This window comes from Streptomyces sp. NPDC044064 (genome assembly GCF_056434245.1).
The window spans coordinates 602,391-625,837 of sequence record NZ_JBWKFN010000001.1; the positions used below are offsets into that span (position 1 = coordinate 602,391).

Sequence of the window (23,447 nt, forward strand, 5' to 3'; positions counted from 1 at the left end):
GACGATGCGCTCGGCTGGTGAACGATTTCGAAATCGACGGCAGGTGAATCGTCGTCCGCGGGTTGGAACACCGAGGGATGTGGCACCCGGCTGGTGGCGGGCCGGAGGCGCGAATTGCGTCTCACAGGACACGACGGTTCGGCAATGAGCCGCACGGCCCTACGAGGCCGGTCCGACCCGCCGGCCCGGTTGTCGTCGCGGGACTGCCCGGCGACAACCGGTGCGGCCAGCCCGAGCCGTAGCCGGCAGTGCTGCTTCGTGGTGCTCCCGGGCATCAAATGCCGGTAGGTAGATACGTCTCCTCGACGCGGCCGAGGCGCTGGATGCCCTGCCCTGGCTGCAGCGGCACAACTACCGGTCCCTGAGGCGGCACTCATGGACGATTGTGGGCGGTACCACGCCAAGGTCGGCGGGGAAAACACCGCAGACATGGCTGGGCCAGCACGCACGACATCGACATCGACATCGACATGATCGTGGGCGAGCATGACAGGATCGCCCCCCGTCCACCACCTTGACGGCAGGCAGTCGCCCCGCTGCCCCGCCTGCCGGAGCCATCAGATCCACGTTGCTCGGCGAGGGCTGGTCCGCCCGCCGGGCTAGCCGATCATGTCAGCCGCAATGACCTGCTCCGTCCAGATGATCTTGCCGGTCTTCGTGTAACGAGTGCCCCACCGGCGGGAGATCCGGGCAACGATCAGCAGGCCCCGTCCCCCCTCGTCGGTGGTCCGCGCGTGACGCAGGCGGGGCGAGGTGCTGCTGGCGTCGGAGACCTCACAAATCAGGCCGCGGTCCCGGATGAGGCGCAGACAGAGCGGTCCGGTCGCATGGCGGATCGCGTTGGTCACCAGTTCACTGACGATGAGTTCCGTGGTGAACGTCAGCTCGAGGATGCCCCACTCCGTCAGCTTCTGAGCCGCAAGGTCGCGCGCGTGCGCGACGGCAGCCGGATCGCTGGGCAGGTCCCAGGAGGCGACGCGGTCCGGGGCCAGGACACGGGTTCGGGCGAGGAGCAGGGCCGCGTCGTCGGCAGGCGGGCCCGTCAACAGACTGTCGACGACTCGCTGGCCGGTCTCCGCCAGGGTCGGCAGGGGCGCCGCGAGGGCATCGCCCAGCCGGGAGAGCCCGACGTCGATGTCCCGGTCGACGGACTCGATGAGGCCGTCTGTGTAGAGGGCGATGAGGCTGCCGTCCTCCAGCTCGGTCTCGATGGACTCGAACGGGAGGTAGCCGAGGCCGAGTGGCGGTCCGGCGGGCAGGTCCAGAATGTCGGCGGCGCCGTCGGGAGCGACGATCATCGGGGGGAGGTGACCGGCCCGGGCCATGGTGCACCGCCTGCTGACCGGGTCGTAGACGGCGTACAGGCAGGTGGCGCCCAGGAATGCGGTGCCCGTCGCCTCGCCCTCGGCCGCCGACGGAGTATCAATGTCGTGCGCCCCCATGAGGCCGATGACCAGGTCGTCCAGATGGGCCAGCAGTTCGTCCGGAGACAGGTCGAGGTTGGCGAGCGTGCGCACCGCGACGCGCAGGCGCCCCATGGTCGCCGCCGCGTTGATGCCGTGCCCGGCCACGTCCCCGACGACCAGGGCGACACGTGCTCCGGAGAGCGGGATCACGTCGAACCAGTCGCCGCCCACACCACTGGGGGCATCCGCCGGCAAGTACCACGAGGCCACCGCGAGAGCGGACCCTCCCGTCAGGTCCTGCGGCAGCAGGTACCGCTGCATGGAACGGGCCGCCGTGCGCTCACGGGTGAATCGGCGTGCGTTGTCGATGCACACCGCCGCACGGGAGACGAGTTCCTCGGCGAGGCGGACGTCGTCGTCCTCGAACGGGCCCAGCCGCCGTGACCGGGCGAACGTCGCCACCCCCAGGGTGACGCCGCGCGCCCGCACGGGGACCACCATCACCGAGCGGTAGCCGTACTCCAGGAACGAGGCGCCCAGTATCTCGTCCACGGTCACCCACGGACTGCTGGTGCGGGACAGGACCCGTTCGACCAGGGTCCTGCTCTCCAGCAGACAGCGGGTCACGGGCGACGCGGGCGCACGTCGGACTGTTTCCCCCACGGCAAGGGACGCCTCGGGGCATCCCTCACGGACCGACCGCTGGGCCGCACGGCGGATGACGGGTGACATACCAACCGGCCCGGGTGCCGGCTCCTCGCCCCTCGTGACCGAGTCCAGCAGGTCGACGGCTACGAAGTCCGCGACGGCCGGCACCGCGTCGTCGGCCAGTTCCTGCGCGGTCCGCGTCACGTCCAGGGTGCTGCCGATGCGCGCAGCGGCGTCATTGAGCAGGGCCAGGCGTTCCTGCGCCCGCCACCGCTCAGTGACATCGATGATCATGTACCAGACGCCGACATTCCGGTCGTGGCGGTCCTTCATCGCGAAGAAGGAGGCGGAGATCGCGCGGCTTCGGTCGTGCACCGTGTAGCCGGCGCCGCGGTACTCGTAGTCCATCACCGGCGCGCCGGTCCGAAGAACCTCGCGCATCTTTTCCTCGAAGGCGTCGGCCTCGGCTTGCGGCAACACCTCCGCCATCCGCCGCCCCAGCCGCCGCTTCAGCGAGATCTGGCGGTCCAGCGGCCCGTTCACCCAGACGTATCGCAGATCCGTGTCGAGGACGGCGATGCCGACCGGCGCGTGGCTGAGGAAGGGGGTGAGCATCAGCTGGCTCACCCCGCCGCCCGGCATCCGCCAGAAGGCCCGTTTCGGAGGCCGGCCGACGAACCTGCCGAAGATCAGTGCCGCAAGCGTGGCGACCAGGACGCCCGGAATCATCTCGTAGATGCCCGACCAGAAGGGGCCGTGCAGCGGTTTGACCACGCGCCACAGGAGCACCGTGGTTGCGCCGGACACAATCCCGGCCATGGCCCCTGCCCAGGTCATGCGGGGCCAGTAGAGCGAGAGCAGGACGACCGGGCCGAAGGCGGCGCCGAAGCCCGCCCAGGCGTAGCCCACGATGCCCAGCAGTCCGCCGCCCCTGAGCGCGATCAGGGAGGCTACCAGCGTCACGGCGACGACAGCGGCGCGCCCCACCCACACCAGGGCCCGGTCCGAGGCGCGCCGGTTGAGGAAGGCGCGGTAGAAGTCCTCCGTGAGGGCGACGGACGACACGAGGAGTTGGCTGTCCGCGGTCGAGATGATCGCGGCGAGCACCGCGATCAGCATGACGCCGGCGCCCCACGGACTGAACAGTGTCCGGCTCAGAGCGATGTACACCGTCTGCGGGTCGTGGAGCGGTGTGCCGGCCTGCGCGATGCCCAGCAGGCCGACGAACGTGGCGCCGGCCAGCACGATGACGACCCACCCCGTCTCGATACGACGGGCCGCGGGGACGGCACCGGTGCTGCGGATGCCCATGAAGCGGGCCAGGATGTGCGGCTGCCCGAAGTAGCCCAGCCCCCAGGAGAGCAACGAGATGATCGCGACGGCGCCGAGCGACCCGCCGCCTCCCGACCACCGTCCGTTCACGAAGTCGACCTTGGCTCCCATGTCCAACAAGCTGGGCGTCTTGCTGTTGAGGGAGTCACGAAGCGCTGCGAACCCGCCGAGCGTCGCGATACCGACGATCGGGAGCACGAGCAGGGCGAGGAACATCAGCGTGGCCTGCATGACGTGCGTCAGGCTCACGGCCAGAAAGCCGCCCAGGCATGAGTAGACGACGATCACCAGGGCAGTCAGGGCCACCCCGAGCCTGAACCCGGCGCCGAAGATGTGCCCGAACAGCAGCCCGCCGGCCACCAGCCCGCTGGCGACGTAAACGGTGAAGAACACAAGAGTCACCGCCGCCGAGACCATCCGGAGCATCCCTGTGCGGTCCTCGAACCGCTCCTCCAGGTAGGCCGACAGGCTCACCGCGTTCCCTGCGCGCTCGGTGTAGGTGCGCAGCCTCGGCGCGACGAACAACCAGTTGAGGTACGTGCCGAGCACCAGACCGACGGCGATCCAGCTGCCACCGACACCGGTCGCGTACACCGCTCCGGGGAAGGCGAGGAACAGCCAGCCGGACATGTCGCTGGCCCCTGCGGACAGGGCGGCGACGAACGCGGGGAGCCTGCGGCCCCCAAGGGCGAAGTCCTCGAAGGTGTGCGTACGGCGGTAGGCCCAGACACCTGTCCCGATCATGACGGCCACGTACACGAGGAACGTGGCCACGATCGGCGCACTCAAGTCGGACATACTGCCTCGCCTGCGAGGTTCATGAGCACGGGCCTACAACCGCACGTCTGGCAGCCGTGACCTCTACTACACAAATGTACAGATTCCGGCCGCCGACGGCGGCCGGTGCCGCCCTCGTCGGTTCCGGCACGGGCACTCCGTCACTCCGAGGCCGAAGAAGACCGCCACCACGGCGATCAGGCACGGAAGTGCTCTTCCTCGGCCATGGGCAGCCCGATCAAGAGCAGTGTCACGTCGTCGTCATGCGTGGCCGCGTCCGGCAGGAGGGTCTTGATCAGCAGGTCTGCAGTCTGGTCGAGGCCCTCCTGATCTGCGCGTACTCCTTTCAGTGCCAAATCGAGCGTGCGGGCGAGGATCGCGATCTGGGTCTCGATGTCGGTACCGGGCCTTTCGACCAGTCCGTCGGTATAGAGGGCCAGCGTGGTGCCCGGTGGCACCGGTCTTGTCGCCTGCCGGAACGGCACCCCTGCGTCGCACGGATCGTTGACGCCCAGCGGTACCCCGACCGGCGCTCGGAGCATTCGGGCGGGCCCGTCGGGGGGCAGGGCAATGACCGGAAGGTGACCCGCCGAGCAGAGGGTGACCTCGTGGTTGCTCTGGTCCACCACCAGGTAGACGCAGGTGACGAGCTGGTCCGCCAGGTCGGCCACGAACGCGTCCAGCCCGGTCATCAGCCGGCTCGGCGATACGCCCGTGCGGGCCAGCGCGTGCGAGGCTGCGCGCATCTGGCCCATGACGGCCGCCGCCTCCAGGCCGCGACCCATCACGTCACCCACGACGATGCCGGTGCGGTGCCCGTCCAGCGGAATGATGTCGAACCAGTCGCCGCCCACTCCAGGGTCCTGGACGGACGCCAGGTACCGGTGGGCGGCGGGCAGGTACGGCAGGGAGGACGGCTCGCCCATGAGGCTGTGCTGCAGGGTGTAGGCGATACGTCGGTGCTCCTCGAAGCGCTCGGCGCGTTCGGCCTCGGCGTGTCTGCGTTCGGTGATGTCCCGCACGGTCAGGAACACCCGTGTCTCCTCTTCCGCCCGGAGACTGCTCACGCTCACTTCCACGGGGAACTCCGCGCCGTCGCTGCGCAGCCCGTAGAGGCCGTGGTCCAGGACGATCGGCTTCGGATCCACCTGCCGCAGGTAGGCACGCAGCAGTGCGCTGTGCCTACGACGCCGCAGGACGGGCGCCAGGTCGACGACCGGGGTACCCACGAGGTCGGCCGGCGAACGTCCGAACAACTTCTGCACCTGCGCATTGGCCATGACGATGACGCCTCGGCCGTCCGTGATCAGCAGGGCGTCGGGAGCCGATTCCAGCAGCGCGAGGAAGCGCCGGTTGGCCCGCCGTACTTCGCGCTGGGCCGCGACTCGGTCGGTGATGTCCGTGATCACACCGCATACGGCGTAGGGAGTGCCGGAAGCGGTCTTGAGCGGGAACAGGCTGGTGAGGAAATCCCGCGACCCCCCGGGCAGGGCAATCAGTTCCTCCTGCTGTGTGGGAGCGCCCTCGGCCAGCATGGCGAGGTCGGCGGCGCGCGCCTGACGCGCGAGGTCGGGCGGCATGACATCCCGGTCGCGGCGGCCCAGTACCCGTTCGCGAGACAGGCCCAGGCTCTCCTCGAAGGTCGTGTTGACCGCCAGGAAGCGACCGTCCAGATCTTTGATGAACACCACCGCGGGCGTGTGGTCCATCAACGCCTGCAGCAGTTCGTTCTGCCGCACCTGCCATTCGGCACGTGCATGTGCCAACTCGACACGACGGCCCACGACCAACGTCGCGAAGATGACCGTGGTGAACACGGCCACGAGCCCACACACCAGCAGCGCGGTACCCAGCCGTGTTCCGAACAGTCCCACATCCTCACCGGCCAGGACGAGCCAACCCAGCATCGGCGGTACCACCAGGACGGTCGCGAACAGCCGGCGCCCCAGCGCGCCCGTGGTGCCCGCATTCATCAGCAGTCCGGCAGGACCACTGTCCGGCCGGGCGAGGAAGGCGGCGATGCCCAGCAGCACCAAAGCCACTCCGGTGTACAGGGCCATCCCCTTGTACGCGCCGAACCGCTCAAGTTCGGGCACGGCGTACGCAAACCCGTACAGCCGCAGCATTCCCAAGGTAAGGACTGTCAGTCCCGGGACCTGGCTCGTCCAGGCGGGCAGACGGGACGCGCTCGCGCACAGGGCTGCAATGCCCCCGACCATCAGTGCGGCAGCTGTATTCGGTGCCATCCGGCCGGGTACCTCTGCCGCCATCCGGACGGTGTCGTCCTTGAAGAGGAGTTCATCGATGCCCAGGGCCGCCCCGGTCACGTACTCCACGGCGGTGAGTCCACCGATGACCACAGCCAGCGCCCCGGCCGCGCGCTCCACGGCGGTCACCCACGGGGTGACGCGGCTGCGAGCCACCAGAAACAGGGAGACACCCAGTGCCAGCAGAGCCACGGCAGTGTTCGCGTTCATGGCAGCATCGCCACCGGGCACGCGCCTGAGGACGTCGATACCGAAGGTCCAGCCGGAGAAGCCTGCCGCCCCCAGCACAGCGGCCAGCAGGGCGGCACCCTGAGCCACGGCGCGGGCAGCATTCAGGGCGGACTGCTGGTACGGCAAGTCCGCGGCCTGCCCTGCTCCGAGTGCGCCAGGCAACTCGGCCGTCTGATCTTTCGCCACCGAACACTCGCCCATGTGGACCAACAACGAAATCCACTCTCATACCCTAAGTAATTTGCACCCCCGGTGCTCTGGTCCGAACGGGTCCACGACGGTCCTGAAGGTCCTCCAGACGGGCGATGCGCCGTTCTGCGACGTCATGGGCATCGGCCTCGATGACGAGCCGCCCGGTCGGGGCGCTGGACCCGCGACAGCGGTGCGGCAGGCTGCCAGGATCACCACCGATGCCGATATCGCCGTCGATCAGCAGAACCGTCTGCCTGCCTCTCTCCGCCGGCAGCCGGTCGAAGATCGAGCGGCACAGAGCGAGCCCACCCTGTGCAGTGGTCAGGGCAACAGCGCGAGTGCCCTGTCGACCCCGAGGGCGAAGACTCGCGGACACCGTCCGGCCTGATGCTGACCCAGTTGCTGATCAGCGATGTCGGCACCGGCGACGTTCCAGTCCGCCTGGTCAGCGATGAGCTCCAGGATGCCCGGGAGGTCGCCGTCATCGAAACGGGCGAAGAACTGCTGAACGGCCGCTGCCGGCCTCGGAGTTGCCGCACTGGCACACACCACGTGATCATTCCGGGACCGTCGCCGTGTCTGGAGGGCAGATCGCGACCGTCACGCGTCTCGCATGACCCAGGCACCCCGACACGCCTTCAGAGGAAGACGCGCGCCACCTCCAGCCACTTCTGAGCGTCCTCGCCGGTCGCCGTCATGTTGGTCTCGGACCAGGGACGACGCCGGGTGACACACAGGCAGAAGTCGATGGCGCCGCCGTGTACCCGTTGCGCGGCAGCCTCGGGGCCCCACACCCAGGTCCTGCCGTCAGGTGCTGTCAGCTCGACACGGAAGGAGTCCGCCGGCTCAGGCAGTCCGACGGCGGCGAAGGACAGCGCCCGTCCCAACACCCCCAGCGACGCCACATGCTGCAGTCGATCCGTCGGGCGGTGTGCCACGCCCACAGCATCGAAGACGTCCTGCCCGTGTGCCCAGGTTTCCATCAGACGAAGGGGCGCCATCAGGGCCGGGGTCACATTCGACATGTACCAGGGGAATGCGTGATCCCATGGCGTGTCGCGCAGTGCCGCCGCCAGTTCCGCTCGACCGGCACGCCACTCGTCCAGGAGTACCGACCGCGGTTTGGCCGCTCCCGCGGCGGCGGCCTTGTCTGCGTACCCGCTGCCTTCGGCTTCCGCCCGCCCGAGCTCGGCGCCGAACGCGTCCGGAGTGCGTAAGGCGCTGAGTGCGTTCGCGTCCGCCCACGCGAGGTGGGCTATCTGGTGGGCGACCGTCCAGCCCGGTGCCGGTGTCGGTATGGACCAGTCCTCCACTGCCCTGACCAGGACGTCGAGCTCGTCGCCCTCAGCCACCAGCGCGGACAGGACACCGGCGTCATCCATATCGGGTACGGCGAGGTTGTAGTTCAACATGTGCGCCATGGTGTCACTCCTTCCTGACCGACGGCGGAGACGAAGTGTGCGGGCAGACTCCGACTGCCGCCGGAGTCTGTCCACTTGGGCGTTGCGCTGCGCGAATTCGCGGAAGGTGGTCGCCTGCCGGCCGGTGACCTTCTCGATGTCGTCGTTGGGCGTGGAGCGTTGGCCGTTGACGATGGTGCCGGTCAGCCATCGGAGCATCACTGCGTAGTCGGCGGGCACGATTCCGGCGACGGCGGCGATGTCGGCCGCGTCGACCAAGGCCTCGGTGCCGCTGCCGGTGGGGACCGTGATCGCCCCGTTGACGACGGGCAGGTGGGTGTCGGTGAAGTTCTGCATCACCCAGGCGGGGCGTACGACGGAGTGGGTGAGGGTCGATCGGGCGGCGAGGTCGGCTTCGACGTCCTTGATGTCGATCTGCGCCGGGGCGTCGTCGGCGCCGTAGGTGCTCAGGTAGGTGACGTGGCGTACGCCGGCGGCTTCGGCGAGGTCGAGGAAGGCCGCGACCTGGTCGGCATACGCGACCCGCATGACGGGCGTGACGAGGCAGAGGCTGTCGATGCCGCGCAGGGCTTCGGCGTGGGTGGCCCGTCCTCGGGCCATCGCCCTCCCGGCGGCCCGCCGGACATGCCGTCCCGGTGCGGTCCGGCGGCGCCTTTTCGGCCAAGCCCCATCGCCGGTGCCGGCGTGCGGGGTGCGACGGTGCACGGCGATGCCACCTGCTCACGGCCGACAACGACGGCACGAGTCTCGACGACCCGTCTACGATCAGCCGCCATGGACTGGCTGGAGCGGACCGCGCGACTGAGGCAGTGGACCAGGAGCGGGACGCGCGCTCCGCACAAACCGCTGCTGCTCCTGTACGCCCTCGGCCGGTTCCAGCAGGACGCGGAGGGCACCCTGCGCTACAGCGCGGTGGAGCAGGACCTCCAGCGGCTGCTGGCCGAGTACGGCCCCGCGAACAGGACGACGCCCGCTTACCCCTTCCACCACCTGGTCAGCGACGGCGTATGGGAAGTGCGCACCGATCGGGGGCCCGGCAGCCCGGGAAGCGGAGTGCGGGAGCTGCGGGAGGCGGGTGCCACCGGGCGGCTGGCGCCGGACTTGAGAGCGGCGCTGCGAGGCGAGCCGCAACTCCTCGGCAGGATCGTGCGATTGCTGCTCGACCTGCACTTCCCACCCTCCCTCCACGGCGAACTGTGCGAAGCCGTCGGCCTGGAACCGGAGCCGGCGCAGACCGAGCAGCTCTCGGCGGCACGCAGGCAACGGGACCGGCGGATGCGGGAGCTGGTGCTGACCGCCTACGAGTACCGGTGCGCCTTCTGCGGTTACGACGGCAGGATCGGCGCGGTGCCGGTCGGGCTGGAGGCCGCCCACGTGCGCTGGTGGGCGTTCGGCGGTCCCGACGAGGTCGACAACGGGCTGTGTCTGTGCTCGCTGCACCACAAGCTCTTCGACAAGGGCGTCCTCGGCGTGGGTGACGATCACCGCATCCTGGTCTCACAGCGCTTCGTCGGCCACAGCCCCGCGGCCCGCGAGCAAGTCACAACGCTCGCGGGCCGTCCGCTCGTCGGCCCGCAGCCCGGCACACGCCCTGTCGCGGCCGCTCACCGCGACTGGCACGCCCGCCAGGTCTTCCACGGCGAGCCGCGCCCCGCCACTGCCGCCTGACCGCCCCGGCACCGTCGGCAGCGGCGCGAAGCCGAGAAGCTGCCCGTCAGTTCGTCGTGGCGGTGGTGTGGTGCGGTCGGTTGTGTACGAGAAGGGCCGAGGCGAGGGCCGCGCACAGGAACACGGCGGCGATGACGGTCATGCCGGCGTGGACGCCGGAGGTGAAGGCGTCGCCGACCGCGGCGGTCACGTTCGGCGGGGCCGCCCGGTGGCCGCTGCTGCCGGTGGAGACGGCGTGTTCGACGGCGGGCCAGGCTGCTCGGGGAACGTGGTGGGCGTCGAGCCGGTCCCGCAGCTGGGACTGGAGCCGGCCGGCGAGAAGTGCGCCGAGGAGGGAGGACCCGGTGACGGATCCGATCTGCCGGAAGGCGTTGACGGCTCCGGAGGCCATGCCGGCGCGTTCATGGGAGACGCTGACCAGGGCGGCGGCGGTGCTCGGCGCGGCCACCATTCCGCTGGCGGCGCCGAAGAGCGCGTACAACCACCACACCCTCGCATAGGGGGTGGTCGGATCCAGCGTGGTGAGTCCGGCCGCGGCGACGGCTCCGACGAGGAAGCCGAGGGTCAGCGGGAGCTTGAAGCCGGTGCGCCGGATCACGCGTCCGGTCGCGTAACTGACGATGACGTAGAAGCCGAAGAAGGCCAGCAGCCGCCATCCCACGTCCAGGGCGGACAGATGCTGGACGCGCTCGTAGAAGAGCACCGACAGGATGGCCAGGCCGGTGAAGCCGAACAGGGAGACGGCGGCGACGAACATGACGGCGCTGAAGGACGCCGACCGGAACAGGCTGATGTCCAGCATGGGTGCACGGCCGGCGCGCTCGACGAGGACGAATCCGGTCAGGGCCGCGGCCGCGATGATCCAGGCGGTGAGAATGCGGGGGCTGGTGTAGCCGTCGTGTCCGCCTTCGATGAGGGCGTAGACGAGGGCGGCGATGCCCAGGGCGGCCAGGACCTGTCCGGGGATGTCGAGCTTGCCCTCGGGGCCACGCGATTCGGCGACGAAGGCGGCGGCGGCCATGGTGACCACGGCGAGGACGGCGGTCGACAGGAAGACCGTGTTCCAGTGGAAGTGGTCCAGCAGGGAGCCCGCGATCAGAGGGCCGACGGCGAGCCCGATGCCGGACGAGGCCGCCCAGACGGTGACGACCTCGGTGCGCCGGTGGGGGTCGGGGAACGTGGCCCCGAGGACGGCCAGGCTGTTGGGCAGGATGAGAGCACCGCCGACGCCGGAAACGAGCTGGCCGGCGATGACGCCTCCCACCGAACCCGCCGCGTAGACGATGAGCGACCCAGTGATCATGATCGCGGCGCCGGTGACGAAGGCGCGCTTGCGGCCGTAGAGGTTGCCGATGGTGCCCGCCGACAGCACCAGACTGGCCACGAGCAGGGTGTAGGCGGACGGAATCCAGACCAGGCCGGTCGGGGAGACGTGCAGGTCGTCCTGGATGGCCGACAGCGCCGACACCGAAGCGGTGACCAGCAGAAAGGTCGTCATGGCTCCCAGGCACATCGCGATGAGCGTGACGGCGGCGGCGAGCCGGGAGGGCTGGTTCGACGAGGGCCGGACACCGGTTTGCCGGTCGGTCGGCCTGAGCCGGCCCGGGGCGGGAGAAGAAGTGGAAGTCACGGTGTCCTCGTCTCAGCCGAGCTGCGGGTAAAGGGCGGCGACGCCACCGGAGAGGTCGGCCTGCACCTGACGGCTGCGGTCGTCGACGACGAGCTCGGCAGCCCCGCAGGCAATGCCGTCGACGGCCGCGCGGGCGACGTCCGCCGGGTCGGTCTTGGGCCCGTCGACATGGCGGGCCATGTCGGTGTCCATGTAGCCGACGTGGAGTCCGGAGACGGTGATGCCCCGGGGTGCGAGCTGCTGGCGAACCGCGTTGGTCAGGCTCCACTCCGCGGCCTTGGCGGCGGCGTAGGCGCCGACGGCGGGAAAACTGATCCACGACAGCGCGGACAGGATGTTGAGGACGGCGCCTCCGCCCTGGGCCTCGATCACGGGAGCGAAGGCCCGGATCATGCCGAGGGTGCCCAGGTAGTGGGTCTCCAGCTCCAGGCGGACGGCATCCCAGTTGCCGGTCAGCAGATCGGCGCCCGTGGAACTGCCCGCGTTGTTGATCAGCACCGTGATGTCACGGGCTTCCTCGGCAGCCGCGGCGACGGATGCGGGGTCGGTGACGTCGAGCCGTATCGCTTTCACTCCGGGCAGATCTATCCGGTCCGGCCGGCGGGCCGCCCCGTACACCGTGGCGCCACGCGCGAGCAGCTCCTGGGCCAGTGCCCGGCCGAGTCCGCGATTGGCCCCGGTGACCAGGACGGTTGCGGTACTGATGTCCATGATTCCTCCGTGGGGATGTGCCCACCCCAGCTGACTTACGATTGAAGAAGTCAGCTATGACGGTATAGGCTGACTTCGCATGAGGCAAGCCAGGTGGAGGGTGGAGAGATGAAGGATCTGCTGGAGGACCGGGACGCCTGGTCCATGGCCAACTGCTCCGTCGCCAGGACTCTGGAGATCGTCGGCAACAGGACGGCGCTGCTGATCATGCGCGAGGCGTTCTTCGGCACACGCCGGTTCGACGACTTCGCCAGGCGTGTGGGCATCGGCGAACCCGCCGCCGCGGCGCGCCTGAAAGAACTGACCGCCGCGGGTCTCCTGGAGCGCGTCCCGTACCAGGAGCCCGGCCAGCGGACCCGGTACGCCTATCAACTGACCCAGAAGGGGCGCGACTTCCGGGCCGTCATCGTGGCGCTGCGACAGTGGGGCGACACCTGGGCCGCCGACGAGCAAGGGCCTCCTGTGGTCGTACGCCACGAGAACTGCGGCGCCCCGGTGCACGCGGTGCTCCGCTGCGACGAGGGCCATGACGTTCCGATCGGGGACTCGTTCGTCGACGCCGGCCCGGGCCTCATCCGCGTCGGCCCGGACAGCCCCTGACCCCAGCGGCGGCCGGAGCATCCGGCAGGACGGTTCCACCGCAGAAGCGGGCCGCCCCCGCCGTCGCCGGCCGGCACGCCACACCGACGACACACGCCCCCGAGGAGCTGCCGCATGTCCGCAACATCGAAGAAGTCCCCGTGTGCCGACACGACCGACCCGGCGGGAACGGCAGTACCGGGTACGGCAATACACAGATCACGCGTGTTCGGCTGGGAAGACCCTGCCATCTCGGCAGGCGCCGTCCCTCACCACAGCGGTCTCGGCTTCCTCCGCGAGATCCTGGCCGGGCGCCTGCCCGCCCCGCCGATCGCCGCCGCCCTGGGCTTCGCTCTGGAAGAGGCCGAGCACGGCCGGGCGGTCTTCGTACTGGAGCCGGGCGAGGAGCACTACAACCCGATCGGCAGCGTCCACGGCGGCGTCTACGCCACGCTCCTCGACTCGGCGGCCGGCTGCGCGGTGCAGTCCGTGCTGCCGCAGGGCATGGGATACACCTCGATCGACCTGACCTTGAAGTTCCTGCGCCCGATCACCGTCGAGACCGGCAAGGTCCGCGCCGTCGGCACCGTCCTCAACAGCGGCCGCCGCACCGCGCTCGCCCAGGCGGAGCTCCGCGACTCCGGCGACCGGCTCCTGGCCCACGCCACCAGCAGCTGCATGCTCTTCCCGGTCCCGGCCCGCTGACCACCCTGCCCGGCGCGAGGAGAAGACCCCTCGGAGCCGGGCCGGCCCGCCCGGGCTGCGTCGGCCAGGTGTCGTCAGCTGAAGTGGATGTCGCTGAGGTCGATCGAGACCATGACCTGATCAAGGATGGGACAGCCATCGGCGTCGCGGCGGTAGGCCCGGCGCTTCGTCGGCAGCACGATGCCGTCCGCCACCACGTAGTCGTGGACGTACTGCGCGGCGGCGAACCCGCCTGCCACATCGACGTGATAGTCGTGTCGGCGCAGCAGCCGGTCGGGGCCGAAGTAGAAGTCCTGGTGGGTGCTGTGGCCGGCGATCTCGGGCGGGAACGTGGCGCGCAGTCCCCGCCACGGTTCGCCCCCTTCCCGCCACGGCTCGATCTCGGTGACCGTGAAGCCGGGCATCGCCAGCAGGAACGGCGTGGTGAGGTAGGTCCACAGGGCGTAGCCGTTGAAGTAGGCGCGGTCCAGGGGGTCCCAGGGAGTCTCCGAAGTGTGGCCGCTGAAGGACGACCGTGGGTCATCGCGTTCGGCCACCACTCGCCCGTCGATCCTGTCGATGCTCACACGTCCTGGCGTGAAGTCGGACTTCTGGTCGGGGGCGCCGAAGGGGCTGACCGAGGCGTGCTCCTCGTGGAGGAGCACGGTCATCTCGCGCGGCGCGGGATCCTGCGGCAGGCCTTTCATCGCGAACAGCCGACCGCCGCTGACAAGGGTGGCTCGCGTCCGGGTCAGCCGGCGCCAGCGCGTGTTGCCGCCGTGGGCTTCGATCACCTCGGCGAGTAGTTCGTTCATGCAGGTCTCCTGAGGAGCAGCCCCCTGCCGTGGCGATGTTCCCCTCGGCCTGGATCGGCGCGTCCGGCACGGTCACGTCGCAGGCTTCGACACCGCATTGCAGTACGGCGTACGGCGTGACGCCAGGACATCGGGCAAATACGATGGAATCGCGTGTCCGCTTCTGCGGCAAATGAGAGGCCGTGCCATGGATGGAATTGCCGACATGGGAGGCACCCGGGGCTGGGGACGCGTTCATCCACCGGACCGCGAGGAGCTCGTCTTCGCGGAGGACTGGCAGCGCAAGGCGTTCGCGCTGGCGATTCTCTCCAGCCGCGTCGCCTTCGGCGGCGTCAACACGGACGCCTTCCGGCATGCGTTGGAGCGCCTGGACCGCGCAGCCTACCTCGACGACGGTTACTACGGGCGATGGCTCAACGGCGGTGAACTGATGCTCACCGAACACTCCGTCCTGGCGCCCGGTGCGGTCGAGGCCCGCGCCCGCAACCTGAACGGCGAACACGTGGACGAGCCACCGGTCCCCGAACCTTCCGTGCCCCGGTACACACCCACCGCCGAGGGCTCGCTGCGCTCCGTGGAGACCTCACCGGCCTTCCACGTGGGCGAGCGTGTACGCGCCAGGAGCATGTCCGTGCCCGGGCACACTCGGCTGCCGCGCTACGTCCGGGGCCACAGCGGAGTCGTCGAGATCATCCAGCCCGCCCATGTGCTGCCGGACACCAATGCGCACTTCATGGGCGAGAACCCCCAACACGTCTACTCCGTGCGGTTCGACTCACGCGAACTGTGGGGCGCCGACGCCGAACCCTTCACCGTCACCGTGGACATGTACGAGAGCTATCTGGAGACCACCGCATGACCACCACCGGCGGCTCTGCCGAGAGCCCTTCCGTGGCGCTGCGCACCGAGGCGCTCGAACAACTGCTCACCGAGCGCGGCCTGATCGACCCGAAGGTCATGGACGCGATCATCACCCGCTACGAGACGAGCGTGGGCCCACTCAACGGTGCCAAGGTCGTCGCCAGGGCATGGACGGACCCCGACTACCGCCGGCGTCTGCTCGAGGACGGCACCGCCGCCATCAAGGAACTCGGCTTCTCGGGACAGCAGGGCGAGCACATCGTCGTGGTCGAGAACACCCCGACCACCCACAACGTCGTGGTGTGCACGCTGTGCTCCTGCTACCCCTGGCCGGTCCTCGGCCTGCCGCCGAGCTGGTACAAGGACCCCGCCTACCGCGCGCGCGTGGTCAGGGAGCCGCGCACGGTGCTGGCCGAGATGGGACTCACGCTCGACGACGACGTGGAGATCATCGTCCGGGACTCCACCAGCGAGGTGCGCTGGCTCGTGCTGCCCGAGCGTCCACCCGGCACCGAGCACCTCACGGAAGAGGAACTCGTGCCACTGATCACCAGGGACGCGATGGTCGGCGTAGCCGAGGTGGCGGCACCATGAGCATGCCGCTGGACATCGAGGGCCCGGCAGCACCTCCCCGCTCCAACGGTGAGCTGGTGTTCGCCGAGCCGTGGGAGAGCCGTGCCTTCGGCATGGCCGTCACCCTGTACGAGGCGGGCCTCTTCAGCTGGCCGGAATTCCAGACCGCGCTGATCGCCCGGATCACCGACTGGACAGCCTCACGGGAGCACGGCGGGCCATACCCCTACTACCGACTGTGGCTGGGCGCCCTGGAGGACGTACTCGCCGGCATCCGCGCCGTGTCCACGGACGAGGTCGTCACACGCGCCCAAGCCCTGGCACAACGCTCCCCGGGTCACGACCACCGCGACCACGCCCGTTGACTGCGACGCCTTCCGGGCGGACACAAGGCCGAGTGGCACGGGAGGCGGCGGCGGGACAGGATGGCGGCAACTGCAGGACCGGCGGCAACCACAGGTCGGCGCCACCAGGGGGCCAGGCTCAGAGCAGGATGGGTTACCGGCACAGTGATCGACACGAACGAGCTGGCCAGGCGGAACGCCGGGTTCGCCGACGGCGGATCGTTCGCCGGCCTCAAGCTCATGCCCAGTGGCAGTCTGACGGTCATCGGATGCGTCGACCCTCGTGTCGACCCGTCCGACGTGCTCGGGCTCGAGCTCGGCGAGGCTGCGGTGATCCGCAACGTCGGAGGGCGGGTCACGCCCGCGACGCTCCGGACGCTGGGAATGCTCTCGAAGGTCGTGCAGGCCCGCACGGGCGGCCCTCGCCCGGGCGACGTCCACTATGCGGTCCTGCACCACACCGACTGCGGGATCACGGACCTGGCCGCGTTCCCCGAGTCGCTGGCCGACTACTTCGAGGTTCCGGCCGACGGCCTGGACGCCAAGGCGGTCACCGACCCGGTCGCCGCCGTCCGCGTCGACGTCGGAATCCTCAAGCAGCAGCTTCCGGCCGGAGCCTTCGTCTCAGGGCTCGTGTACGACGTGGCCACCGGGCTCATCGACGTCGTCGTCCCGCCCGCGCGAGTGGAAGCATGACACCGCCAGCCGCCTGCGGCCGACGCGACCGCCGTGGGCCTGCGGCTCGTACCGGGATCTGTTTCCGTGGCCGGTCGCATCGGCGGGGAGGCGCTTTCCAGCATGTGTGACGATCACGGGCACTCGGCGGCCGAGGCGGCGCGGTCGGCGCCTCGCGTCGCGCAGGGACCGGCTGTCGACCCGGTGGCGCTGCCCGAGGTCGACGAGGTCAGGGTCACGACGATGGTCGACAACTCCTTCGACGCCCTGCTGGCCTCTGCCGAAGGCGTCACCCGGGCGTCGATGGGCGCCGGGCGGACCGCCGCACGGCAGTTCGCCGGCGGCGAGGCCCTGGCCGGGCTGCGTGCCGAGCACGGCTTCTCCGCCCTGGTCACCGTCCACAGCGGGAACGCGAGCAGCACGCTGCTGTTCGACACCGGCGCGTCGCCGGACGGGCTGGCGGTGAACGCCGAGCGCCTTGGCATCGATGTCGGTGGCCTGTGGGGCGTCGTACTCAGCCACGGACACTTCGACCACACGGGCGGCTTCGACGGCCTGGCCCGGCTGCGCGGGCGCTCCGGCCTGCCGCTGACCGTCCACCCCGCGGTCTGGACCCGCCGCCGCCTGCAACTGCCCGCCGGCCAGGTTCTGGAGATGCCCACGCTGTCACGGGGTGCCCTGGAACGCGAAGGGTTCGAGGTGATCGAGCGGCGGCAGCCGTCGCTGCTGGCCGGCGGCATCCTGATCACCGGCGAGGTGGACCGCGTCACCGAGTTCGAGCACGGCATGCCGCAGGCACACCAAGCCTGGGACGGCAGCGGCTGGCGACACGACCCCGCCGTCATCGACGACCAGGCACTCGTCGTCAACGTGCGCGGCCGGGGCCTTGTCGTCGTCACCGGTTGCGGCCACGCCGGAGTGGTCAACATCGTCCGGCACGCCATGAGGCTGACCGGCGTCAGCAGACTGCTGGCCCTCATCGGCGGCTTCCACCTGAGCGGCCCCGCCTTCGAGCCGGTCATCGGCCCGACGGTGGCCGCGCTCACCGAACTCGCACCCGAGCTGATCGTCCCCGGTCACTGCACCGGCTGGCGCGCGCAGCACTCCCTCGCCGCGGCCCTCCCGGACGCATGGGTGCAGACCAGCGTCGGAACCACCTACACACTCGGCGCCCCACAGGCGAGGGACGCCTGACTACGGCTCAGCAGTCCCGGTGGTCATCGACAGCATCCCGCTGCACCCGTCCGCCTGTCGTGCTTCCGCGGTGGTGAAGGCGGTGGCGATCAGGGCCAGGGCGACCGTGTACGTCACCATGACGAGCACCGCACGTCCGGGGAAGTCGGCCCCCGCGGCTCCCAGTCCGACGAGCAGGTCCGAGCCGAGGAACACCAGCCCGCCCCAGGCCGCCCTGCGCCCCAGCACCCGCGCGGTCAGTGCCATGGTGACCAGGGCCGATGCGTAGACGGCCACCGCGGTGCCCAGTACCGGCCCGAGGGCAGGAGCGAGAGCGGCGGCCGCGGCGGCCCACACGGCGAGGTGGACCGCGCACAGCCGGCGGCGGGGACGCAGATACCGCAGGGCGCCCGCGCGCAGGAACGCGGCCGTCCAGCACAGCTGCGCGCCCAGGAAGAAGGCGATCCCGACGGCGAAGGCCACCCGGCCCGGCAGCATCAGCGCCACGTCCCCGGCGGCGGCGAACCCGAGGCCGGCCAGGACCGGAGCGTGCCGCGTGCCGGTCGTACGCCACAGGTGTACGGCGAGCACGGGTGCCAGCAGCGGTTTGGCGACCCACTCCAGGGGAGGCAGGCCCGCCGCGACTGCGGCGATGTCGAGAGCGGCCAGCGCGGCGAAGGCGACGATCAGCGGCGGCATGTCACGCATCCGCCCCGGGTGCCCAGCCGGGCGGCCCGACCAGATACCCGGCACGGTCGCGCCAGCGTCGCGCCGCACGGACGTCGCGCCAGACGGCCGCGAACTCGTGGAAGGCCACCCGCACCGGGTTGTAGGTGCCGATGTTCGTCGTCAGGCCGTACACCACCCGCTCGCCCTCCGGTTCGAACGTGCCGAAGAACCGGTCCCAGACGATGAGGATGCCGCCGTAGTTGCGGTCCAGGTAGGCGCTGTTCGAACCGTGGTGGACGCGGTGGTGGGAGGGCGTGTTGAAGAACCACTCCACGGGCCGCCACAGCTTGTCCACCCGCTCGGTGTGCAGGAAGAACTGGTAGACGAGGCTGAAGGCCTGCTGGAGCAGGATCATCCAGGGCGGGATGCCGAGCAGTGCCAGCGGCAGCCAGAAGGGCAGGCCCGTCATCGGCGTCCAGCTCTGGCGCAGGGCGGTCGAGAGGTTGAAGCGGAGACTGGAGTGGTGGACCACATGGCTCGCCCACAGCATCCGCACCCGGTGGTGGGCGCGGTGGAAGGCGTAGTACGCCAGGTCGTCGCCGAAGAACAGCAGCACCCACGTCCACGCGGAGGACGGCGGCAGATGCCACGGGGCGACGGCGAAGACAGCCGAGTACAGCACGATCGTCACCGCCTTCCAGGGCATCGCGACGACCTGGCTGCCGGCCCCCATGGACATGCTGGTGGCGGTGTCGCGCAGCTCGTAGCCGCGCTCGTCGTCGTCCGGGAGGAAGCGGTAGGAAAGTGCCTCGACGACGACCAGCAGGACGAACGCGGGTATCGCGAAGACAACGGCGGGGATCATGTCAGCGCACCGCCTTCCGCGGCGTCGCGGGCACGCTGCGGGACAGCAGCTCGCGCGCCAGCCGTTCGGCCGCCCCGGCCTCGCGTGCCGCGATGTGCGCGGCCAGCCGCTGGTGTGCCTCGACGTCGAGGAGTTCCGCGGTCCGCAGGTCGTCCGGTACGTCGGCGACCGGGAGCGTGCCGTCCACCAGGCTGTTGAAGGCCAGCAGGTAGGCGACGTTCCCGGAACCCTCCACGATCAGCCGCCACCAGGCGACGTCCGCGTCGGCCAGCTCGGTCAGGTCGGGCCCGGTGCGCGCGTACCGGCCCGCGGCCTCGACGATCTTCCCGGCGGTGTCCTCGGAGCACCTGATCGTGCACAGGCGGGCCGCGTCGGCGCCGATGCACGCCCGCATCTCCAGGGCGTCGCGGGTGAGGTCCTCCACCGAGGGCCCGGCGTCGGCCGCCGCGATGCCCATGGCGAGGTCGAGGCCGGCGGTCTGCCGCCAGTCCAGGACGAGCGTGCGGCCGCCGTGGCTGACCTCGAGCAGCCGTGCCTGCTGGAGCCGCTTGACGGCCTCCCGGACGGCATGTCTGTTCACCCCGAACTCGGCTGCCAAACCCCGTTCGGCGGTGAGCGCGGAACCGGCCGGCAGTTCACCGCCGAGGATCCTGTCACGCAGCACGGCGAAGAGCTGGTCGGAGACCGCCTCACGCCGGATGAGTCCATCAGTCATGGCGATCAGGGTGAATGCGACCGGGCCACTGGTCAACTGGTTGGACCAGTATTTCTGCGGCGCTCTGCGCGCACAGTGCGCCGTCCGCGGACTGCCCGCCGCTGCGCTCCTCGCCGCCTCCGAGCGGACCGGCCCGTCCCGGTCGCTGCGCGGTCGGCCATCCAGAAACGATAGAAAGGTGATATGAGCGGAGTTTCAGGGCAACCCGGGCAGGATGTGCCTGATGCGTCCATGAGGGCTCGCCCCCATCGGCCCCGTCGGCCGCGCGAGGCGTGGCGGTCGGGCTCACTGCTGAGTGTGCGCAGCGTCGCGGGCCAGGTCTTCCTGCTCCAGCTGGCGGTTGTGATGCTGCTCGTCGCCGCCGCCCTGGTGGCGCTCTTGGTGCAGGCTCAACGCGACGTGATGGCGGACGCCCGCCACCGGACGCTCACCGCGGCACAGACGTTCGCGCACTCCCCGGGCATCGTGGCGGCACTGGACAGCGCGGACCCGACCGCCGCGCTGCAGCCGCACGTCCAGGCGGCCCGGAAGGCCGCAGGCGTCGACGCCGTCATCGTGTACGGGCTGAACGGGATCACCCTTGCCCACAGCGACCCGCGTCAGATCGGCAGGCGCGTCATCGGGCCCTACGCGGCGGCGGCGACCGGAAAGCCGTTCACGAGTACGTTCAAGGGATCACTGGGGCTCTCGGTGATCTCGGCGGTGCCCGTCAGGGGTCCCGACGGCTCGGTCATCGCGATCGTCTCCGTGCCCGTCACGGTCGAGACGGTGCAGCACAGGGTGAACCGGCAGCTGCCGTTCCTCCTCGTCGGCGCCGCCACGGCCCTGGTGGTCGCCGCAGGCGGGTCGGGCCTGGTGAGCCGGCGGTTGCGGCGGCAGACCCACGGCCTGGGGCCGACCGAGATGACCCGGATGTACGAGCACCACGACGCGGTGCTGCACTCGGTGCGGGAAGGAGTGCTGATCGTCGGCGGTGACGGCCGGCTGCTGCTGGCCAACGACGAGGCACGGCGGCTGCTGGACCTGCCGGCGGACACGGAGCGGCGGCACATCACCGATCTGGGTCTGGACGAGGACCTCGCCGGGTTGCTGGCCTCCGACCGCCCCGCCACCGACGAGGTGTACCTGGCGGCCGACCGGCTGCTCGCGGTCAGCAAGCGGCTCACCGCACCCCACGGACCGGTCGGCAGCGTGGTCACGCTCCGGGACACCACCGAGCTGCGGGCCCTGTCCGGCCGGGCGGAGGTGGCGCGCGAACGACTGCAGTCGCTCTACGACGCCGGAATGCGGATCGGCACCACACTCGATGTGAAACGCACGGCCGAGGAACTGGCCGAGGTGGGGGCGACCCGGTTCGCGGACATCGTCACCGTCGATCTGCTGGACCCGGTCCTGCACGGAGAGGAGACCTCCGGTGCAGCCGCCGAGATCACCGAACTGCGCCGCAGCGCCGTCGCCGGTCTCGACGCGGGCCATCTCCTGCGCCCGGTCCGCGAGCTGAACCGGCTCGTTCCCGCCCATCCCGTCTCCACGGCGATGACCGAGGGCCGCCCGGTCCTGGTCGGGGACCTGAGCGTCTCCGACGACTGGCGGGCCCAGCAGCCGGGACGTGCCCGGCAGGTCCTCGATCACGGCATCCACTCCGTGCTCGTGGTACCCCTGCGCGCCCGCGGCGTGGTGCTGGGCGTGGTGGACTTCTGGCGCGCGCAGGGCTCGCCGTCGTTCGAGGACGAGGACGTGTCCTTCGCCGAGGAGATGGCCGCCCGGGCAGCGGTGTGCATCGACAACGCCCGCCGGTACACCCGCGAACACGCCATGGCCGTCACCCTGCAGCACAGCCTGCTGCCCCGCGCGCTTCCCGAGCAGGGCGCGCTCGACGTGGCCTACCGCTATCTGCCGGCCCAGGCCGGCGTGAGCGGGGACTGGTTCGATGTCATCCCGCTGTCCGGTACCCGGGTGGCGCTGGTCGTGGGCGATGTCGTCGGGCACGGTCTGCACGCCGCGGCGACGATGGGCCGGCTGCGCACCGCCGTGCACAACTTCGCCAGCCTGGACCTGCCCGTGGAGGAGCTGCTGGGCCGGCTGGACGAGCTGGTGGCGCAGATCGACGCCGAGGAGGCCGACGCAACGGAGGACGGCCAGGGGCTGATCACAGGGGCGACCTGCCAGTACGCCGTCTACGACCCCACGTCCGGGCATCTGGCCATCGCCACCGCCGGCCACCCGGGACCCGCGGTGGTCCGGCCCGACGGGACCGTCGACTTCCCTGAGCTGCCCATCTCCCCGCCGCTGGGCCTCGGGGCCGGCTTTCCTGTCGAGACCGCCGAGTTCACCGTGCCCGAGGATGCGCGGCTGGTGCTCTACACCGACGGGCTGATCGAGGACCGCACCCGGGACCTGGACGCCGGACTGGCAGCCCTGCGCGACGCTCTGACAGGATCCGGTCGCACGCCGGAGGACACCTGCGCGGCGGTGATGGAGGCCATGCTGTCCGACCGGCCCCGGGACGACATCGCGCTGCTGGTGGCCCGCACACGCCGGCTCGGGCCGGATCAGGTCGCCGAGTGGGAGGTGCCCCGCGACCCGGCGGCGGTGGCCCCCGTGCGCACCGCCTGTGCCCGCCGGCTGGCGGAGTGGGGGCTGGAGCAGGTCGGATTCACCGCCGAACTCATCCTCAGCGAGTTGATCACCAACGCCATCCGCTACGGAGCCGAGCCGATCTCCGTGCGGCTGCTGCGCACGAAGCCGGTCAGCAGCCCCGACGCGGGCAGCCTGATCTTCGAGGTCGCCGACGGCAGCAGCACCTCGCCGCGGCTGCGCCGGGCGAAGGTCACCGACGAAGGCGGCCGCGGACTCTTCCTGGTCGCCCGCGTCGCCGAACGCTGGGGGACCCGCTACACGACCACCGGCAAGGTCATCTGGGCCGAACAGTCCCTGCATCACGACGCCACGCCGGAGGCGGAAGGACTCGGCGAACTCCTGCTCGACCAATGGGACGACACCGCGCTGTGAAGTGAGCCGGGGACGGTGATCGCGGGCTTTCCTGGCGGCAGTGCGCCATCGAGGCGGCCGGGTACCCTGGCCTCGATGGCCACTTCGTCGGCGCCGAGGAGCCGAGGAGACCGGGAGGCGCGGCGGGAGGCCCGCCGCTCCGGACCCAGTGGCGCTGCCGGCAGCCGGCCGAGGCGACCACCTCATTCCACACGTCCGG

18 protein-coding genes are annotated in these 23,447 nt (G+C 70.4%); 9 read left to right on the forward strand and 9 right to left on the reverse strand.

From position 1 onward, the window contains the following. Window positions 1–599 precede the first annotated feature (599 nt). From putP to AC07DS_RS02730, 3 genes are all read right to left on the reverse strand, one after another. Window positions 600–4,184: a sodium/proline symporter PutP gene (putP, locus tag AC07DS_RS02720; protein ID WP_479141997.1), complete on the reverse strand. Its 3,585-nt coding sequence runs from the start codon at window positions 4,182–4,184 to the stop codon at window positions 600–602. Between the two features lie 176 nt (window positions 4,185–4,360). Then, window positions 4,361–6,748, reverse strand: a complete 2,388-nt coding sequence (locus AC07DS_RS02725; RefSeq protein ID WP_479141999.1) for a PP2C family protein-serine/threonine phosphatase — start codon at window positions 6,746–6,748, stop codon at window positions 4,361–4,363. 743 nt (window positions 6,749–7,491) lie between these two features. Further along, window positions 7,492–8,874 (reverse strand): TIGR03084 family metal-binding protein, encoded by a 1,383-nt coding sequence (locus AC07DS_RS02730; RefSeq protein ID WP_479142001.1) that lies wholly within the window; start codon window positions 8,872–8,874, stop codon window positions 7,492–7,494. A gap of 174 nt (window positions 8,875–9,048) precedes the next feature. Here AC07DS_RS02730 and AC07DS_RS02735 point away from each other — a divergent pair, with 174 nt between their 5' ends. Next, complete coding sequence (locus tag AC07DS_RS02735) at window positions 9,049–9,942, forward strand: phosphorothioated DNA-binding restriction endonuclease (RefSeq protein ID WP_479142002.1); 894 nt, start codon at window positions 9,049–9,051, stop codon at window positions 9,940–9,942. Window positions 9,943–9,988: 46 nt separating this feature from the next. Here the strand turns inward: AC07DS_RS02735 and AC07DS_RS02740 are convergent, their stop codons facing one another. Both AC07DS_RS02740 and AC07DS_RS02745 read right to left on the reverse strand, forming a co-directional pair. Further along, window positions 9,989–11,455, reverse strand: coding sequence for an MFS transporter (locus AC07DS_RS02740; RefSeq protein ID WP_479142150.1), 1,467 nt, complete (start codon window positions 11,453–11,455; stop codon window positions 9,989–9,991). A gap of 129 nt (window positions 11,456–11,584) precedes the next feature. After that, on the reverse strand, window positions 11,585–12,283 hold the full coding sequence (locus AC07DS_RS02745) for an SDR family oxidoreductase (RefSeq protein WP_479142004.1): 699 nt from the start codon (window positions 12,281–12,283) through the stop codon (window positions 11,585–11,587). Window positions 12,284–12,391: 108 nt separating this feature from the next. On the opposite strand from AC07DS_RS02745, the gene AC07DS_RS02750 reads away from it, so the two are divergent. Further along, window positions 12,392–12,883 (forward strand): winged helix-turn-helix transcriptional regulator, encoded by a 492-nt coding sequence (locus AC07DS_RS02750; protein ID WP_479142006.1) that lies wholly within the window; start codon window positions 12,392–12,394, stop codon window positions 12,881–12,883. Between the two features lie 189 nt (window positions 12,884–13,072). Further along, window positions 13,073–13,567 (forward strand): PaaI family thioesterase, encoded by a 495-nt coding sequence (locus tag AC07DS_RS02755; protein WP_479142152.1) that lies wholly within the window; start codon window positions 13,073–13,075, stop codon window positions 13,565–13,567. Between the two features lie 74 nt (window positions 13,568–13,641). Here AC07DS_RS02755 and AC07DS_RS02760 read toward each other — a convergent pair whose 3' ends face one another. Then, on the reverse strand, window positions 13,642–14,361 hold the full coding sequence (locus AC07DS_RS02760; protein ID WP_479142007.1) for a hypothetical protein: 720 nt from the start codon (window positions 14,359–14,361) through the stop codon (window positions 13,642–13,644). A 187-nt stretch (window positions 14,362–14,548) separates the two neighbouring features. On the opposite strand from AC07DS_RS02760, the gene nthB reads away from it, so the two are divergent. From nthB to AC07DS_RS02785, 5 genes are all read left to right on the forward strand, one after another. After that, entirely contained in the window at window positions 14,549–15,220 is a 672-nt protein-coding gene (gene nthB, locus AC07DS_RS02765) for a nitrile hydratase subunit beta (protein ID WP_479142009.1), read from the forward strand. Beyond that, window positions 15,217–15,816, forward strand: coding sequence for a nitrile hydratase subunit alpha (gene nthA, locus AC07DS_RS02770; protein ID WP_479142011.1), 600 nt, complete (start codon window positions 15,217–15,219; stop codon window positions 15,814–15,816). The genes nthB and nthA overlap by 4 nt, the downstream gene beginning before the upstream one ends. Beyond that, window positions 15,813–16,160 carry a nitrile hydratase accessory protein gene (locus tag AC07DS_RS02775; protein ID WP_479142012.1) on the forward strand — a complete coding sequence of 116 codons (348 nt, stop codon included), beginning with the start codon at window positions 15,813–15,815 and terminating at the stop codon, window positions 16,158–16,160. The genes nthA and AC07DS_RS02775 overlap by 4 nt, the downstream gene beginning before the upstream one ends. A gap of 144 nt (window positions 16,161–16,304) precedes the next feature. Then, window positions 16,305–16,835: a carbonic anhydrase gene (locus AC07DS_RS02780; protein WP_479142014.1), complete on the forward strand. Its 531-nt coding sequence runs from the start codon at window positions 16,305–16,307 to the stop codon at window positions 16,833–16,835. A gap of 102 nt (window positions 16,836–16,937) precedes the next feature. After that, window positions 16,938–18,008, forward strand: a complete 1,071-nt coding sequence (locus AC07DS_RS02785) for an MBL fold metallo-hydrolase (RefSeq protein ID WP_479142016.1) — start codon at window positions 16,938–16,940, stop codon at window positions 18,006–18,008. Here the strand turns inward: AC07DS_RS02785 and AC07DS_RS02790 are convergent, their stop codons facing one another. Genes AC07DS_RS02790 through AC07DS_RS02800 form a run of 3 tightly spaced genes read right to left on the reverse strand, consistent with a single transcriptional unit; the run spans window position 18,009 to window position 20,236 of the window. Beyond that, window positions 18,009–18,695 carry a lysoplasmalogenase family protein gene (locus AC07DS_RS02790; protein WP_479142017.1) on the reverse strand — a complete coding sequence of 229 codons (687 nt, stop codon included), beginning with the start codon at window positions 18,693–18,695 and terminating at the stop codon, window positions 18,009–18,011. It abuts the gene before it with no gap. Then, window positions 18,688–19,521 carry a sterol desaturase family protein gene (locus AC07DS_RS02795; protein WP_479142018.1) on the reverse strand — a complete coding sequence of 278 codons (834 nt, stop codon included), beginning with the start codon at window positions 19,519–19,521 and terminating at the stop codon, window positions 18,688–18,690. Before AC07DS_RS02795 ends, AC07DS_RS02790 begins: the two co-directional genes overlap by 8 nt. A gap of 1 nt (window position 19,522) precedes the next feature. After that, on the reverse strand, window positions 19,523–20,236 hold the full coding sequence (locus AC07DS_RS02800) for a FadR/GntR family transcriptional regulator (protein ID WP_479142020.1): 714 nt from the start codon (window positions 20,234–20,236) through the stop codon (window positions 19,523–19,525). Between the two features lie 231 nt (window positions 20,237–20,467). On the opposite strand from AC07DS_RS02800, the gene AC07DS_RS02805 reads away from it, so the two are divergent. Beyond that, window positions 20,468–23,248 (forward strand): SpoIIE family protein phosphatase, encoded by a 2,781-nt coding sequence (locus AC07DS_RS02805; protein WP_479142022.1) that lies wholly within the window; start codon window positions 20,468–20,470, stop codon window positions 23,246–23,248. Window positions 23,249–23,447: the final 199 nt, after the last annotated feature.